The sequence below is a fragment of the Paenibacillus spiritus genome (assembly GCF_008710135.1).
Lineage (GTDB): Bacteria > Bacillota > Bacilli > Paenibacillales > Paenibacillaceae > Paenibacillus_AQ > Paenibacillus_AQ glufosinatiresistens.
Genome location: NZ_VYKK01000026.1, coordinates 14,043 through 28,421, shown reverse-complemented (window position 1 = coordinate 28,421; position 14,379 = coordinate 14,043). Strand labels below are relative to the sequence as shown.

10 protein-coding genes and 1 riboswitch are annotated in these 14,379 nt (G+C 60.6%); of the genes, 8 read left to right on the top strand and 2 right to left on the bottom strand.

Translation table 11 applies throughout. The annotated features are described in order from the left end of the window. The first annotated feature begins 107 nt into the window (after positions 1–107). Complete coding sequence (locus F4V43_RS16245; protein ID WP_191089618.1) at positions 108–2,036, top strand: PAS domain-containing hybrid sensor histidine kinase/response regulator; 1,929 nt, start codon at positions 108–110, stop codon at positions 2,034–2,036. Between the two features lie 83 nt (positions 2,037–2,119). On the opposite strand, the gene F4V43_RS16240 is transcribed toward F4V43_RS16245, so the two are convergent. Beyond that, on the bottom strand, positions 2,120–2,818 hold the full coding sequence (locus F4V43_RS16240) for a GGDEF domain-containing protein (RefSeq protein WP_191089617.1): 699 nt from the start codon (positions 2,816–2,818) through the stop codon (positions 2,120–2,122). A 532-nt stretch (positions 2,819–3,350) separates the two neighbouring features. On the opposite strand from F4V43_RS16240, the gene F4V43_RS16235 reads away from it, so the two are divergent. The 3 genes from F4V43_RS16235 to F4V43_RS16230 all read left to right on the top strand — a co-directional run bounded on the left by F4V43_RS16235 (position 3,351) and on the right by F4V43_RS16230 (position 5,578). Beyond that, positions 3,351–4,430 carry a bifunctional 3-deoxy-7-phosphoheptulonate synthase/chorismate mutase gene (locus F4V43_RS16235; RefSeq protein WP_150459305.1) on the top strand — a complete coding sequence of 360 codons (1,080 nt, stop codon included), beginning with the start codon at positions 3,351–3,353 and terminating at the stop codon, positions 4,428–4,430. Positions 4,431–4,495: 65 nt separating this feature from the next. Next, entirely contained in the window at positions 4,496–4,633 is a 138-nt protein-coding gene (locus F4V43_RS19770) for a hypothetical protein (RefSeq protein WP_191089616.1), read from the top strand. A 108-nt stretch (positions 4,634–4,741) separates the two neighbouring features. Next, complete coding sequence (locus F4V43_RS16230; protein WP_223879930.1) at positions 4,742–5,578, top strand: prohibitin family protein; 837 nt, start codon at positions 4,742–4,744, stop codon at positions 5,576–5,578. A gap of 111 nt (positions 5,579–5,689) precedes the next feature. Here the strand turns inward: F4V43_RS16230 and F4V43_RS16225 are convergent, their stop codons facing one another. After that, positions 5,690–7,018 carry an APC family permease gene (locus F4V43_RS16225; RefSeq protein WP_150459304.1) on the bottom strand — a complete coding sequence of 443 codons (1,329 nt, stop codon included), beginning with the start codon at positions 7,016–7,018 and terminating at the stop codon, positions 5,690–5,692. Between the two features lie 257 nt (positions 7,019–7,275). Next, positions 7,276–7,387: riboswitch (guanidine-I (ykkC/yxkD leader) on the top strand. A gap of 77 nt (positions 7,388–7,464) precedes the next feature. Between F4V43_RS16225 and F4V43_RS16215 the strand changes: the two genes are divergently transcribed. From F4V43_RS16215 to F4V43_RS16200, 4 genes are read left to right on the top strand one after another with little or no spacing between them, the layout of a single operon-like run. Beyond that, positions 7,465–8,190 carry an urea amidolyase associated protein UAAP1 gene (locus tag F4V43_RS16215; protein WP_150459303.1) on the top strand — a complete coding sequence of 242 codons (726 nt, stop codon included), beginning with the start codon at positions 7,465–7,467 and terminating at the stop codon, positions 8,188–8,190. Beyond that, positions 8,190–8,858 (top strand): urea amidolyase associated protein UAAP2, encoded by a 669-nt coding sequence (locus F4V43_RS16210; protein ID WP_150459302.1) that lies wholly within the window; start codon positions 8,190–8,192, stop codon positions 8,856–8,858. The genes F4V43_RS16215 and F4V43_RS16210 overlap by 1 nt, the downstream gene beginning before the upstream one ends. Further along, positions 8,851–12,498 (top strand): urea carboxylase, encoded by a 3,648-nt coding sequence (uca, locus tag F4V43_RS16205; RefSeq protein ID WP_150459301.1) that lies wholly within the window; start codon positions 8,851–8,853, stop codon positions 12,496–12,498. The genes F4V43_RS16210 and uca overlap by 8 nt, the downstream gene beginning before the upstream one ends. Beyond that, positions 12,495–14,231: an allophanate hydrolase gene (locus F4V43_RS16200; protein WP_150459300.1), complete on the top strand. Its 1,737-nt coding sequence runs from the start codon at positions 12,495–12,497 to the stop codon at positions 14,229–14,231. Before uca ends, F4V43_RS16200 begins: the two co-directional genes overlap by 4 nt. Positions 14,232–14,379: the final 148 nt, after the last annotated feature.

Here is a 14,379-nt window from a genome sequence, read left to right as displayed (position 1 = left end):
GAATGCAATTGACTTTCACCGGGATATACAACATATTAGTATTACAGTTTTTTAATACTGATAGGTCAACATATCCAGTTTGATCCCACAAACAGGCGGTGAATGGTGTGCAGATTAAACCGAATGAAGAGGCGGCCGGAACGAGCGGCAACCTATACGAGGATTCCATATACCGGCTGATTGCCGGAGCTTTTCGCGATATTGTCTATCTGGAGGGACCTGACCGGAAGTGCCGGTACTGTTCCTCCTCGGTGCAGGACGTTCTCGGATACCGGCCGGAGCAGCTGCTCGGACGCGATAACCGCGGGCTGGTTCATCCCGAAGACAAGAAGAAGCTGAATTCCGGTACGCTTGACCAGGCTATGGAGCTGCGGATTCGCCATGCGGATGGACATGATGTATGGCTGGAGTTCAAGATAAATCCGGTCGATGACGACGGCGTTCTTAACTATCTGCTGGAGGCCCGCGACATTACGGAGCGTCGGGCGATGGAGCGCCAGCTTCAGGAGACGATCGAACGCTACACCTCCTTGAAGAAATATAATCACGACGCCATTATCTCCGTCGATCTGGAGGGCAAGGTTATCCACGGCAATGAGCGCGCCGAAATTTTGACCGGATACAGCATCTCGGAACTGACCGGCTCGAGCGTCGAGATTCTGGTCGGAGAAGGTCATATGGGCGGCATTCTGGATTACGAGGCCGATGTCACCCCGAAACAGCCGAACATTGACCTCATTTACCGAAAAGACGGGGGAACGGTCGAGGTGCTGACCACGGTCGCTCCGATCGTCATCAGCGGCAACCGCTGGGGCTTCTACCTCATCATCAAGGATATTTCCGAAGAGAGACGGCTCAAGATCGAGAAAGAGCTGGCAGAGCAGATGAGCCGGGCCAAGAGCGACTTTCTGGCTGTAATGAGCCATGAAATCCGCACGCCCATGAACGGCGTTATCGGTATGACCGAGCTTCTGCTGGAGATGGATTACCCCGATCCGCTTATTCAGGAATATCTCGAGGTTATCCGCAGCAGCGGCAACACTCTGCTGGCAATTATCAACGATGTGCTGGATTTTGCCAAGATCGAGGCTGGGCGGACCGAGCTTACCGAGGAAGACTTCTTCCTCCAGGAGACGGTGGAATCGGTGATTCATATGCTCAGCGCTTCAGCGGAGGGCAAAGGTCTGGAACTGGGCGTCGCCTTCGAGGAAGGCATACCCGCCAGACTTTATGGAGACAGCGGCCGGCTTCGGCAGATTCTGGTGAATCTCGTCGGCAATGCCGTCAAATTCACGGAACAGGGAAGCGTCCGGGTAGAAGTAAGCCCGGTGGCGCGGCGGGACGACCGGATCAAGCTACAGTTCCGGGTGGAAGATACAGGCATCGGCATTTCCGAGGAAGACCGCGGACGACTGTTCGAGCCGTTCATGCAGCTGGATACACCGGCGCATCGGCAGGGTGAGGGTACCGGGCTGGGACTGGCCATTTCCAAACGCTTGGTGGAGCTGCTGGGCGGGAGTATCGAGATCGGCAGCAAGCCGGGACCGGGAGCTGTATTCGTCTTCACGGCGGAGTTTGCTCTGAAGGGACCCGGGCATAGCGCCGCTACGGCTGGGGAAGCGACCTCTCTGGAACCGCCGGCGAAGCGGCTGCGCATTCTTGTAGCGGAAGACAATGAAGTGAACCAGCTGGTGCTGCTCAAAATGCTGGAGAAGCGGGGACACAGCGTCCGAATCGTCGAGGACGGGCTGGAAGTGCTGGATGCCCTGCGGGAGGAAGAGTTCGATCTCTTGCTTCTGGATGTGCAGATGCCCCGGATGAACGGACTGGAAGCGGCCCGGATTATCTGCGCCACCTTCCCGCCGGAGCGCCGGCCGATTATGATTGCGGTGACGGCCAACGCGCTCAAGGACGACCGTGAGCGCTGCCTGGAGGCGGGGATGGATGAATACCTCAGCAAGCCGCTGAAGAGCGAGGACGTGGTGGAGATGATCGACCGGTTCTTCCGGAATTCCGGAGATTCCAGACGCCACTAATTGCATAGACCAGACGCAGTATATAGACAGGCTGTCCCTGCCCGCTGAGGCGTCGGACAGCCTGTTCGTGCTGCTTATGAGGTTCAGCCGCTTCGTCGGACGCTGCCGGAGACCTTGTCGGAGACCTTGCCGGGAGGAGAAGCCGCTTCTTCTCCGTTCTTCTGGGCGTACATGCGGCGATCGGCGAGCTGGAGCAGCTGCTCCAGCTGATCCTGACGGTCGTCGGGGAAGAGGGCGGAACCGACCGAGATGCTGACCGGCATTCCGGTTGAGGCAGAGAGAGCGGAGGCCGCACTGCGCAGCTCCTCTATTCGCTGCTCCATGTCCCGGATATCGTCGCAATAGCCGCAGATCAGGAACTCGTCGCCGCCCCAGCGGGCCGCAAGCTCTCTCTTGGGAGCGCGGAGCAGAATGCGCCCCACGGCAGTCAGAAGCCGGTCTCCGGCGGCGTGCGACAGAGTATCGTTGATCTGCTTGAAATCATCGCAGTCAATCAGCAGCAGATAGAGCTTCCGGCTGCGGCGACGGGCCGTCCGGATCATGGCGGGAATGCGGCTTGCCGCATAGCGCCGGTTGTAGAGCAGAGTGAGAGGATCTTTATGGGCATAGAAATTGGCGCGGTCATACTGCAATCCGCCCCAATAGCCAAGCGCAAGGAGAAGAGGATACCCGAACCAGTCAAGCGGGTCAATTCCGCGGCCGGATAAATGATAATAGAGCAGATAGAAAGAGTGGAACATCAAAGTGGCGGTTAAGGCCACCGCCCGCCCTGTTGTTCGCATCGACATCACCCCGAGTTGGTCTTTAAGACCTATCTGTGTAAGTCTTTATAACTAACTATCGACCGTCCCTGTCCGAATCATTAGCCAAATTGCAAAAGAACCAATAAAATTATACCATTTAACTTTTCCGCTTTAAAGCGGTGCCTTGCAGCCGGGATGCCTTTGCATGTAAGATAGCAGAAAACCGGCCCTTGGCCGGCGATCAAACGAGACAGATGATGACGAAGAGAGTAAGCGCGGGTAAGAATGTCCGGACCAGGGAAGGCCTGCCGAAGACTGAGAGCAGCCTCGCAAGACGACCGTGCCGAAGTTCACTTCCGAGTCGGCCTTTTGAATACCGCTCCGGCGGGAAGTAGAGAGGCCCGCATTCCTGCGTTACCGGATTGAAGATGGGAATCGGATCGACCGCTTGGAGCGGACCCGCGCCGGTTGCCAATAAGGGTGGTACCACGGCTCCTCGTCCCTTGCGGCGGGGGGCCTTTTTGTCTGCATCGAAGTGAATTTATATTAACCAAGGGGAGTGTCATGAACAATGAGCAATGCTGAACTGGATCGTCTGAGAGACCGGCTGGACGAGATTAATGCAGAGCTGCTGAGCCTGATTTCGGAACGGGCTGAGGTTGTACGGGAGATCGGAACCGTCAAAGAGAAACAGGGCGTGCCGAAGTTCGACCCCGAGCGTGAGAAGCAAATGCTGGAGAAGCTGGTATCCAGCAACAAGGGACCGTTCACCAACAGCACCATTCGCACGCTGTTCAAACAGATTTTCCAGGCTTCCCTTGATCTGCAGAGCGCCGAACACAAGAAGAGTCTGCTGGTCAGCCGCAAGACCCGCAAGGAAGACACCGTCATCGAGCTCCCGCAGGGCGTGCTCGTCGGCGGAGCGGCTTCTCTGATGGTAGCGGGACCTTGCTCTGTCGAGAGCGAGGAGCAGACCCGTACCGTAGCGGCCGCGCTGGCCAAAGCCGGCATTAAGGTCATGCGCGGCGGCGCCTTCAAGCCCCGCACCTCGCCGTATGATTTCCAGGGCCTCGGCATGGACGGTCTGCGCATTCTCCGCGAAGCTGCCGATGAATACGGCCTGCTGACGATCAGCGAGATCGTGGACCCGGCTCATATTGAACCGGCGCTTGATTATGTCGATGTGATCCAGATCGGCGCCCGCAACATGCAGAACTTCGAACTGCTGAAAGCGGCGGGCGAAGTCAGAAAGCCGGTCCTGCTCAAGCGCGGACTGGCGGCGACGCTGGAGGAGTTCATCCACGCTGCGGAATATATTATGTCCCGCGGCAACACGGAAGTAATGCTGATCGAACGCGGTATCCGCACGTACGAGAAGTGGACGCGCAACACGCTGGATATCTCGGCTGTGCCGATTCTCAAGCAGGAGACGCATCTGCCGGTTCTGGTGGACGTGACCCATTCCACCGGACGCAAGGATATCCTCGTCCCTTGCGCCAAGGCGGGATTGGCGGCCGGAGCAGACGGTATTATGGTTGAGGTCCATCCTGATCCGGCAACGGCGCTGTCCGACGCGGCGCAGCAGCTCAATATCGAGGAATTCAATCAATTCTACAATGACGTGAAGGCATCGGGCCTGTTCCGTCAATAAGGGCAGACAAGCGGAAGCCCCCCTTCGAAAGCGCGATTTCAGCGCTTCCGAAGGGGGGCTTTGTCATGGATCAGGACCGTCGCGGCACAGCCGGAACGAGCGCAGTCCAATATTGGGGAACGGCCTCGATCCGGTGGAAGGCGGCAATCCCGACGCCGTCCGTGTACCGCAAGCGGAAGCGGAGCGAAGGAGCGGACGACTAGAAGCCGGTCCTGAGCGGGCGGCGTCCGCTCAGGATCGGCCGGGCGAATTTTGCATCCAAATGCTGCGATCTTCGTATTGTACGGCATGAGAACAAGGAGGGATTTGCAATGAACATGGAATTGAACCCCAAGTTTCGCGGCAGACGGGCGGGCCGGCTGATCGGGGCAGGCGCTGCGGTACTGTTGGTGCTGGTGATCGGAGGCAACGCCTTCACGACCGTCCAATACGGTCACGTCGGTCTGTACAAGACGTTCGGCAAGCTGAATGACAGTGTGCTGACGCCCGGCATTCATTTCAAAATTCCCTTTATCCAGCAGGTGATCCAGGTCAACACCCAGGTGGCGAAGACGGAGACGGATACTTCGGCTTCCTCGAAGGATTTGCAGCCGGTCTCGACGCATGTAGCGGTCAACTATTCGGTCGACAAGGAGACGGCGTTCACGCTGATGAACAACATCGGGGGCAACTTCGATACGGTGATCATCAATCCGGCGATCCAGGAGATCGTCAAGGAAGTGACGGCCCGCTATCCGGCGGAAGATCTGATTACGCGCCGCGACCTGGTAGCCGGGGAGATCAGCGACCATTTGACGAAGCGGCTGGCCAAGTACGATCTGATTGTCAATGAGATCAACATCGTGAATTTCAAATTCTCGGATGCGTTCAATCAGTCCATCGAAGCGAAGCAGGTTGCCCAGCAGCAGGCGCTGAAGGCGGAGAATGACCTCAAGCGGGTCCAGATTGAAGCGAAGCAGAAGATCGCGCAGGCACAGGCGGAGGCGGAATCGCTGAAGCTGAAGAAGCAGGAGGTCACGCCGGAGCTGGTTCAGCTCAAACAGCTGGAAGTCCAGGAGCAGGCGGTGGAGAAATGGGACGGCAAACTGCCGAGCGTTACAGGCGGCGCCACGCCGTTCATCGATGTGAATTCGCTCAGCGGGAAGTAAGCCGCCTGCGCGGAAGCGGCGGTAAGGCATGACATGGCAAGGCGTTCCTCCCTTTGCGGAGGAACGCCTTTTTACGAAAGAGGGGGACAGTAGGGGGCGCGATTCGTCTCTTCAAGCCATTCCTTCAGCCTTGGCTACCGAAGCGGCCTGCCGCATCTTGATTCCCCGCAGGGCATAGAAGGCCAGACCGGCCAGCAGCCAGCCTCCGCCGAGAACAAGAGAGCCGGTATCGAGCAGGGTGATAAGGTACAGGACGAAGCCGGAGCCGAAGAGCGGGCAGACAAGCCGGATCAGCAGATCCCGGGGAGACCGCTGCCTGCGGCGGATGATGTAGTGGGAAATGACGGACAGGTTGACGAAGAGGAAGGCGGTAAGCGCGCCGAAGTTGACGAACTTGATCGCGGTATCCAGGCTGATGAAGAGCGCGGAGAGAGAGATCAGACTGGCGAGAATAATGTTGAACACCGGCGTACGAAATTTGGGATGAAGGGAAGCGAAGGGCTTCGGGAGCAGGGAAGTGCGGCCCATGACGAACAGGAGACGGGTCACGGTTGTCATGGAGGACATGCCCTGTGAGAGAATCGAGAAGATGATGACAAAAGTAAAGATCGAGGCGAGCACACTGCCGCCAATGGACTGCATCAGCTCGAACCCGGCGGAGTCCATATGTCCGAAGGCGAAGTTCGGATACATCTGCTGAATGAGATAGGCGGTGGCGAAATACATCAGCCCGGCCAGCAGAACGATGATCATGATGGCCCGGGGAATGGTCCGGCTCGGGTCCCGGGTCTCTTCGGCCATTGTGGTAATCGAATCGAAGCCGAGGAACGAGAAGCAGACCAGCGACGCGCCGGCCAGAATCGAAGAGAAGGACACGCCTTCGCCGGCGGCCAGCGGGTTCAAGCCCCCGGTCATGCCGCCTTGAAGGGCCTTGTAGACGAGAAGCGCGCAGAAGCCGGCGATGAAGAGAATCTGCATCAGGACGAACACTTTGCTGATATTGGCCGATTCCTTGATGCCGGCAATATTGATGCCCATGACCACAATCGTAAGCAGGACAATCCACACGGAGGAGGGAACGGCGGGGAACTGGGCGTGAAGATTGATGCCGAACATAAGCACGGCAATGATGCAGGAGAAAATATAGTCGAGCAGGACGGCCCACCCGACAAGAAATCCGATAAAGGGATTCATGGACCGGCTGACATACGTATAGGCGGAGCCCGAGACGGGAAAAGCGCGGGACATCTGGCCATAGCTGGATGCCGTGAACACAATGGCGATGAAGGCAAGCATATAAGCTGCAAGCAATTGGCCGTGGGAGCCGTCGTGCAGAACGCCGAAGCTGGTGAAGAAGATCATCGGCGACATCCAGGCCAGCCCCATCGTCACAACATGGGACAGAGACAAGTTTCTCTTTAATGTTAGGTTTTCGGACATTTGCATCCCTCCGTACTTTTAATGAATCCGCAGCGAAATGGCACCCGTGTCATGACACCTCACATTTTTACAGGGGTTTTTCAAAAAATCAAGTCTTTTTTTCGCAGATACATCCGAACATATGTTTGAAACGGACAAAAAACACAAATGAAAACCGCAGGTTGGAACGAAACATTCGTCTTTTACAAAAAAATACGGTCAGGTTTCTTGCCGAACGGAAATTTATGTGTTAGGATTCATTACACAATAAAGTTCATAGCAAAGTCTTCTAGGGTTCCGGGCTCCTCGCAGAGGAGTCGGCTGGTCCGAGAGAAGACGCATCGGCTTCCAGCAAGCCGGTGTACACGGCGGGATAAAAGCCCGGGAGAATCCATCAAAGGCGACTTTGATGCTTCTCCCGGGCTTTTTCTTTGTATCCAAACTCGAACGAATCAGGGGGAATTCAGATGACAGCCGCATTCTCGATTACCTTGCAGCCGGGAGGCAAGTGGTCCGCCCGCATCGGCAGAGGCAAGTCCGTTACGTTGACCGCTGCCGGAGACGGAGCGAATCTGGCCGTTCTGCTGTACCAGGCCGCCGATCCTTCGGAACGCTACAATATGCCGGATTCCTTAAAAGCGCAGCACACCGCCTACTATAGCGCGGGGCATGTTCTGATGAGTGACCAGGGCCGGGTGCTGGCCTCGATCACCGAGGACACGGCGGGCTGGCATGATCCGCTGGGCGGGTATACGGACCGAGCGGAGACCGACCGGAAGTACGGACCCACCTCCTATCAGAACGAGCGCAACGCCTGGCTGCGCAGCGGGGAAGAGAATCTGACGGTGGAGCTGTTCCGTCATCATCTGACTCCCCGGGATATGGGGACGCCGATCAATTTCTTCTCCCGTGTCATCTGCGAGCCGGACGGGACGATGCGCTATATCCCTTCCGGATCGGCCGGCCGGTCGGTGACGCTGCGGACGGAGACGGAGGTGCTGCTGATCTGCTCGAACACTCCGCATCCGCTGAATCCCTCGGGAGCGTATCCGGATGCTGCGGTGAATATCGCGGTGGAAGAGGCGCTGCCCGTCAAGGCGGATGATCGCTGCGTCAATCACTGCGCCGAGAACCGGCGCGCTTTTGAAAATACTTGGAATGCCGTATGGCTGATGAGAGGAGCGAACCTGTAATGAGCACATTTCAACCGGTAAGCAGCGGCAAGAATGCGGCGGAGGCGGTCTATGACCGGATTATTCCGGCCGGAGAGGGCTGGATGGGGGACTTGCTCCCGGGTCAGACGCTTCGCATCGTCGATCTGGAAGGCAATCAGGCCGTGGACACGCTGTTCTACTCCACCGAGGACCCCGGCGACCGCTACAGCGCGGTGCGGACGATTGCCCGCCAGCGCAATCTGTATCTGACGACAGGCTCGGTGCTGTTGGCCGAATCCGGCCGGGAGCTGCTAAAGATTACGGCGGATACCTGCGGACGCCATGATACGATCGGGGGCGCGTGCTCTGCCCAGAGCAACACGGTACGCTATGCGCACGACAAGCTGCCGATGCACAACTGCCGGGATACCTTCATGCTGATGCTGTCGGACCGCAGCGAATTCGACAAGCGCGATTTGGCGCCGAACGTCAATTTCTTCATGAATGTGCCGGTCACGCCGGAGGGGGAGCTGACCTTCGCCGACGGCGTATCGGGCCCGGGGCGCTATGTGGAGCTTACGGCGCTGGCGAAAGTGACCGTGCTGATCAGCAACTGCCCGCAGCTCAACAACCCGTGCAACGCCTACAACCCGACGCCGGCTCAGGTGCTGATCTGGAATGCGGAAGGAGAGGAACGCCATGTTTAGCAAAGTGCTGATTGCCAACCGCGGCGCGATTGCCGTCCGGATTATCCGTACGCTGCGCTCAATGGGCATCTCTTCGGTAGCCGTCTATACCCGGGCGGACCGCGACAGCCTGCATGTCCTGCAGGCCGACGAGGCGGTCCTGATCGGCGAAGGCCCGGCCCGGGAGAGCTATGTCAACGCCGACCTGATTCTGCGGGTTGCAGAAGAGACCGGAGCCGATGCCGTTCATCCCGGCTATGGCTTTCTGAGCGAGAACGCGGCCTTTGCCGCGGCCTGCGCGGAGCGGGGCATCGTCTTCATCGGCCCTTCCCCGGAACACATCGAGCTGTTCGGACTCAAGCATACAGCGCGGCAGGCGGCGCAGGAGGCGGGCGTGCCGATGCTTCCGGGAACGGGACTGATCCGGGATGCGGCCGAAGCGGCAAGACAGGCGGCGGGAATCGGTTATCCGGTCATGCTGAAGAGCACCGCCGGAGGCGGAGGAATCGGCATGCGGGTCTGTGCGGATGAAGCGGCTTTATTGGAAGCGTTCGGTTCCGTAACCCGTCTGGCCGCTGCGAACTTCAATGACGGCGGGGTATTCCTGGAGAAGTATATTGCCCGCGCCCGCCATGTCGAGGTGCAGATCTTCGGGAACGGGTACGGCGAAGCGGCGGCACTCGGCGAGCGGGACTGCTCCGTGCAGCGGCGCAACCAGAAGATTATCGAAGAGACGCCGGCGCCGCTTCTGCCGGAGACCGTGCGGCGCGATATGCACGAGAGCGCCCGCCGTCTGGCCCGGTCCGCCGGGTACCGCAGTGCGGGTACGGTCGAATTCCTGTATGATCCGGAGGCCCGGTCGTACTACTTCCTTGAAGTCAATACGCGGCTGCAGGTAGAACACGGGGTCACCGAAGAAGTGCTCGGTGTCGATCTGGTCGAATGGATGATCCGCGAAGCCGCAGGAGAGCTGGAGGGCCTGGAGGCGCGTCTGCGTACACCGCAGGGACACAGCCTCCAGGTACGGCTGTACGCGGAGGATTGTGTGAATGATTTCCGTCCCGGGGACGGGCGAATTGACGATATTCTATGGCCGGAAGGCGTCCGGATCGAGACCTGGATTCAGAAGGGGCTTGAAGTTACGACGCTCTATGACCCGATGCTGGCCAAGCTGATTGTCCACGCCGACACCCGCAGCGGGGCGATTGCGAAGATGACCGAAGCGCTGCGGACGCTCCGCGTGTACGGGGTGACCACCAATCAGGCTTATATTGAAGCATTCCTTCAGACGGAAGCCTTCGGAGAAGGACTGGTGCACACCCATATGCTGAACGGCTTCCTGCCGTCCGAGCGGGCGATCGAGACGCTGGACGGGGGCGTGCAGACCACCGTCCAGGATATGCCGGGCCGGGTCGGCTACTGGGATGTCGGGGTGCCGCCTTCAGGTCCGATGGACCGGCTGGCCTTCCGCATCGGCAACCGGCTGCTCGGCAACGACGACTCGGCGGCCGGCCTGGAGATGACGCTGCGCGGCGGAGCCTACCGCTTCCGGGGAGATCTCCGGTTCTGCCTGAGCGGAGCGGACATGGGCGCCGAGCTGGACGGCTGTCCCGTGCCGCTGTACACCCCGGTGCAGGCCAGGGCGGGCTCCGTGCTGCGTCTCGGCGAAGCGCAGACCGGAATGCGGGGCTACCTGCTGGTCGCGGGCGGCCTGGATCTGCCGCTGACGCTGGGCAGCGCCGCCACCTTCACCCTGGGCGGATTCGGCGGGCATATGGGCGGAGCCCTGCGTCCGGGAGCCGTGCTGCGGGTCCGCAGGCCGGAGCCAATGATGGGAGGCGGAGCGGAGCGCCGGCCGCTGGCTCCGCTGAACGAAGCCTGCCGCCCGTTCTGCGGGCGGGAGTGGACAATCGGCGTCATCCCGGGTCCGCATTGTACGGCGGAATACCTGCTTCCCGGCTATCTGGATCAGCTCACGGATACGGCCTGGGAAGTGCATTTCAACAGCTCCCGCACCGGCGTCCGCCTGATCGGGCCTGCCCCGCTCTGGGCCCGGGAGGATGGGGGAGACGCCGGCCTGCATCCGTCGAATATTCATGACAACGCCTATGCTGTGGGCGCGTTGGACCTGACCGGCGACATGCCGATTCTGCTCGGCCCCGACGGCCCGAGTCTGGGCGGGTTCGTCTGTCCGGTCACCACCGCAACGGCGGAGCTGTGGAAGATCGGCCAGCTCCGGCCCGGCGACAAGGTGCGCTTCCGGCTGATCACGGTAGAGGAAGCGGAGGCGCTGCGCGCCGCCCAGGAAGCCTGGCTAGACCGGCTGGACGAAGAAGCGGCGCCGCTGCCGGAGCTGCCCGAAGTCTCCTCCGGCGCGTATGCGCCGCTCATCGCCTATGAAGAAGAGGGGCGGCGGTTCGCGATTGCCGTCCGCTGCTCCGGCGACGAGAATATTCTGGTGGAATATGGCGACCGGGAGCTTGACCTCCTGTACCGGTTTCAGGTCTACGTGCTGATGCAGGGCGTGAAGGACAGCGGCACGATCCCCTTCATCGAGATGACGCCGGGCATCCGCTCCCTCCAGATTCATCTGGACGCTTCCCGGATTACCGTCAAGGAGGCGGCCGCCCGCGTTCTGGAGATTGACCGCGCCCTTCCGCCGCTGGATTCCATTGAGGTTCCGTCACGGATTGTGAAGCTGCCGCTCTCCTGGGACGATCCGGCTACCCGGCTCGCCATTGAACGTTACCAGCAGAACGTCCGCCCCGACGCGCCGTGGTGCCCCAGCAATCTGGAGTTCATCCGCCGGATGAACGGACTCGGCTCGCTGGAGGAAGTTGCCGAGGTCGTCTTCAACGCCTCCTATCTGGTCATGGGGCTGGGAGATGTCTATCTCGGCGCCCCGGTCGCCGTACCGCTGGACCCGCGGCACCGGCTGGTCACGACCAAGTACAATCCGGCCCGGACCTGGACGCCGGAGAATGCGGTCGGGATCGGCGGCGCTTACCTCTGCGTCTACGGCATGGAGGGGCCGGGCGGATACCAGTTCGTAGGCCGGACCGTTCAGATGTGGAACAAATTCCGGCAGACGGAGAATTTCGCCGAGGGCAAGCCTTGGCTGCTCCGCTTCTTCGATCAGATTCGCTTCTATCCGGTCTCGGAAGAAGAGCTGCTGCGGATGAGAGACGAATTCCCGCGCGGGGAATTCGCCGTAGAGATTGAAGAGACGACCTTCAATCTGGGAGATTACCTGAACTGGCTGGAGGAGATCGGGGAAGAGTCGGCGGCATTCCGCCGGAAGCAGCAGGCTTCTTTTCAGGAAGAGAGAGCCCTCTGGAAGCGGCTTGGCATCGCCGAGCACGTCTCCGAGCCGGAGCCCGCTTCCCACGGCGAGCAGGAGGCGCTGCCCGGCGGGAGTCTGGGGATGAAAAGCACTATGTCCGGGAGCGTCTGGAAGGTGCTCGTCGAGCCGGGACAGCGCGTTCGCCGGGGCGAGACGGTTGTCATTGAAGAGAGCATGAAGATGGAATTCGCGCAGTCCGCCCCGTGCGACGGCATCATCGCTTCCATTTATGTGGAGTCCGGAGACCAGGTCCGGGCCGGCGACTGCATCGCGGCCATTTATCCGATTGAACAAGAAGAGGAGGCGACGGCATCATGAGCATTCAGGCGGTACCGGGAGAGCTGACGCTGCATGCGCTGCGGAGCGGCTACTTGTCGGGCGCGTTCACGCCCGGGGAGGTCATCCTTGCAGTGGTTGAACGGGCAGTCCGCGACCGGGAGATGAAGATCTGGATCACAGAGCCGGATGCGGAGCGCATCGCGCCCTATCTGGAGCGTCTGGAGAAGCTGAATCCCGCGGAGTGCCCGCTCTGGGGAATTCCGTTTGCGGTGAAGGACAATATTGAAGTGGCGGGCTGGCCGGTGACGGCGGCTTGTCCCGATTATGAGTATACGCCCAAGTCCCATGCGGCCGTCGTCGAGCGGTTAATCGCAGCCGGAGCGGTTCCGGTGGGCAAAACCAATCTCGACCAGTTCGCCACCGGCCTGGTCGGAACGCGCAGCCCTTACGGCGCGACCCGCAACGCGCTGCGCCCGGAGCTGATCAGCGGCGGGTCCAGCTCCGGCTCCGCCGTCGCTGTTGCCCGGGGGCAAGCGGCGTTCGCACTGGGCACGGATACCGCCGGTTCGGGGCGGGTCCCCGCGGCCTTGAACGGTCTGGTCGGCTACAAGCCGGCCGTCGGCGCCTGGCCGTCGGCCGGCGTCATTCCCGCCTGCCGGAGCATCGACTGCGTGACGGTATTCACGCGGACTCCCGATGAGGCCGCCGCCGTCGACCGGGCGGTCCGGGGTCCGCTCGCAGGCGATCCGTATTCGGCGGACCGTCCGCTGAACCGTCCCGGGCAGCCGAGGGTATGGCTGCTGCCGGAGGAGCCGCTTACATTCTACGGCCCCTTTGCCGGAGAATATGAAGCGGCCTGGGACGGGGCGAAGGACAGGCTTCTTCGCTCGGGAGCCGAAGTCCGCGAAGTGAAGATCGGAACGCTTCAGGAAGCGGCGGCGCTGCTCTACGAAGGGCCGCTCGTCGCCGAGCGCTGGAGCGATCTGGCTTCCTTCATTGAAGAGCATCCGGGAGCGGCGCTCCCGGTTACCGAACGCATTCTCCGCTCGGGGGCGAAGCCGGAATACAGCGCAGCCTCCTTGTTCGAGGCCCAGCACCGTCTGGCCGCAATCAAGGCGGAAGTGAGAGAATGGCTGGGCGGAGCGGTGCTGGTCCTCCCGACCTGCGGAGGAACCTGGACCCGGGAGCAGGCCGAAGCCGACCCGGTAGGTGCGAACAGCGCGATGGGGCTGTACACGAACCACTGCAATCTGCTCGATCTCAGCGCCATCGCCGTTCCGGCAGGCAGTGCAGGGCCGGATCTGCCGTTTGGCGTCACGCTGTTCACCGTTCCCGGGGAAGAGGCGAATCTGCTGCCGGCTTCCCGGTTCCTTCTGCAGCAGCAGGCGTACATTCGGGTAGCCGTCTGCGGGCTGCATATGCGCGGAATGGCGCTGGAGCCGCAGATGACCGGCTTCGGAGCCCGGTTTGTAGAGGAAGCCGCAACCGCCGCCTGCTACCGGCTGTACCGTCTTCCTACGGAGCCGGCCAAGCCCGGACTTGTCCGGACTGCGTCGGGAGGCGCTTCGATTGCGCTGGAACTATGGGAGATGCCGGCGGCTTCCTTCGGCCTCTTCACCGCCGGAATTCCCGCTCCGCTCGGAATCGGCCGAATCGAGCTGGAGGACGGAAGCACGGTCCCTGGCTTTGTCTGCGAAGCCTATGCGGTTCAGGAGGCGGAGGAGCTTACCGCTTACGGCGGATGGAGGAAGGCGCAGAAGGCAGGAGTATAGAGCGCGCTGTTCGCCGGCGAAAGCGGTCCGAACTCCTTAAATAGGCAGTCCGTCCCGGCAACGACAGCAAAGCCGCGAATGACGGGGGATTTCCCCCGGACTCGCGGCTTTGCTGATTCAAGATAAGTGTGTGCAGTCGCATGCCCCT